Origin of the sequence: Vibrio sp. V03_P4A6T147, assembly GCF_002241085.1 — a bacterium.
In the GTDB taxonomy this organism is placed as follows: domain Bacteria; phylum Pseudomonadota; class Gammaproteobacteria; order Enterobacterales; family Vibrionaceae; genus Vibrio; species Vibrio anguillarum.
The window spans coordinates 1-2,492 of the sequence record NZ_NDIO01000212.1 but is presented as its reverse complement, the minus strand read 5'-3'; the positions used below and the strand labels follow the sequence as shown (position 1 = coordinate 2,492).

General features: G+C 43.7%; 2 protein-coding genes. One reads left to right on the top strand and one right to left on the bottom strand.

Annotation, left to right across the window (positions count from 1 at the left end; translation table 11 throughout):
• A partial coding sequence (locus B9J84_RS08435) for an AraC family transcriptional regulator (RefSeq protein ID WP_094123941.1) occupies positions 1-874 on the bottom strand: 874 nt, incomplete at its 3' end.
• Positions 875-1,039: 165 nt separating this feature from the next.
• On the opposite strand from B9J84_RS08435, the gene B9J84_RS08430 reads away from it, so the two are divergent.
• Positions 1,040-2,188, top strand: a complete 1,149-nt coding sequence (locus tag B9J84_RS08430) for an iron-containing alcohol dehydrogenase (protein WP_094123940.1) — start codon at positions 1,040-1,042, stop codon at positions 2,186-2,188.
• The last annotated feature ends 304 nt before the right edge of the window (positions 2,189-2,492 follow it).

Genomic DNA, 2,492 nt, shown 5'->3' with positions numbered 1-2,492 from the left:
GTACTCCTCTTGGGGTTTCATTAAAATGTCGCTTATATTCTCGACTAAACTGAGATGCGCTGGCATAACCAACTAAACGAGCGGCATCGTTCACACGCTTGCCTTCCACACGAATCAACTCTTTCGCTCTGTTAAGCCTGACTTTTTTTAAATATTGTAAAGGAGATTCTAACGTCACCAGCCTAAAGGCGTGGTGAAACGCCGAAACACTCATGTTGGCTTCTTCGGCGAGTAACTGAACGGTAATGGACTGATCATATTCTTGATGTACTTTACTCAACGCTTTGGCTATCCGGGCGTAGTGTCCTTCTTGATGAGCGAGATCAAAAAGCACATAACCGTGCTCGCTGGTTAATGCCCGAAACACAATCTCCTCGACTAAGCTTTCGCCAAGCACTTTAGCTTCAAGATCATCAACCAATGCAGACATCAAACGAATCGCACTTGCTTGCATCTTTGCGCCCATTTCTACTGATTTCAGCCCGCATTTTGATTTGTCTATGCAATCAGATAAAAAACCAGAAGCCTCAAGTCGATCAACCTGCTTAAGGAGAAGTGAGTGATCGATATTAATAGTCAAGCCCAATAACGGTTCACTTTCTGACGCAAAAGCTTCGCACTCAAGTGGTAAAGGTACCCCAACAACCAAGTAATCATTGGGGCCATAATTTACGGGTTGGCTACCAATATGAATGCGTTTATGTCCTTGCCCCAACAATATGATACCGGATTGATACACAAGGGGTTGTCTACCATTACCGCGACTGCTGCGATAAAACAATACGCCCGGCACTGCCGTTTGGTGAATACCTTCCAAATGATCTAAAGATTGTTTTTCAATATATTGCTGCATCAGTTGCGCCAGTTTACTCATAATGCCCCCTTATCAAAACTGAAGGAAGAATACGACAATTAGAGAATTAGGCAATTAATTTCGAGAAATTGGTCTATATTGACTGGATAATTAATACTAATATGCACATCGTAAAACACTGCCTTGGAGGCGCCGCCTCCTTTTCTATAAGCAAAGGTGAGAATAATGAAATTTACTTATGTTAACCCTACTCTAATTCACTTCGGCCAAGGCCAAATCTCGGCGATCAGTCAGGCGATTCCAACTGACCAAAAAGTACTGGTGATCTACGGTGGCGGTTCGATCAAAAAAAATGGTGTTTATGACCAAGTCGTGAGTGCACTCACTGACCACCAATGGGTCGAGTTTTCAGGTGTAGAAGCAAACCCAACCAAAGAAACCTTAGATAAAGCGGTTGCTATCGTCAAAGAACAGGACATCGACTTTATTCTTGCCGTGGGTGGTGGTTCGGTTATCGATGGTTCAAAATACGTTGCCGCGGCGGCTAAGTATGATGGGGATGGCTGGGACATCATGGTGGGTAAACATCAAGTTACTGAAGCTACGCCTATCGGTGCAATTCTGACTCTGCCAGCAACCGGTTCTGAATCCAACATGGGCGCGGTCATTACCAAAGCACAAACACAAGACAAACTGGCCTTTATGGCTCCAGCGGTACAGCCTAAGTTCGCAGTGCTTGATCCAGACGTAATGAAATCACTGCCTGAGCGCCAGTTGATCAACGGTATTGTTGATGCTTGGGTACACGTCTTTGAGCAATATTTAACCTTGCCAACCAATGCGATGGTTCAAGACGGCTATGCAGAAACTTTACTTAAAAACTTGCTGGTATTGGGTCAGCAATATGACCAGCGTGACAATGATGGATGGCGAGCAAACCTGATGTGGACAGCGAACCAAGCACTAAATGGCCTGATCGGTGCTGGCGTTCCACAAGATTGGGCGACTCATATGATTGGTCACGAGTTCACCGCATTATGGCATATTGATCACGCCCGTTCGCTAGCGATTGTGCAGCCTTCCCTACTGCGCAATCAACTTGAGAACAAACGCGCTAAACTTGAGCAAATGGGCAAAAATGTCTTTGGACTCAATCAAACTAGCGATCTTGCCTTACGCACAATCGATGCGATTGAAGCCTTCTACCACAGCTTGAATGTTCCAACTCAGTTTGCGGATCATAATAGCAGTAAGCAAGCGGCCATAGACGCAGTTATCGCTCAACTGAACGCACATGGAATGCTTGTTTTGGGTGAACAGCAAGCCATCACGCTTGAAAAATCACGGGAAATTTTGGAACAAGCTATCATTTAGCCTCATTTTTTAGACGAGTGAATAGTGATTTCCACATTCCAATAGCATAGATTCAGCTACATCAAGCAGCGCAATTGGGCGCTGCTTTTTTTGTACTTTTTTGTATTGGATACTTTATGTAGCGGCCTTTCATTACCATGCCAGTATTATCAAACTGATCCACCAATTCATCATCTGCTTGCGATTTATGTTAAGAAATCCATGATCTAACTGATTATGCTATCGGAACATATAAATCGCTATCTATTGGCAGAATACATTATAGTGTTATTATTGCGTTGCATATCAAATATATAAATACCAT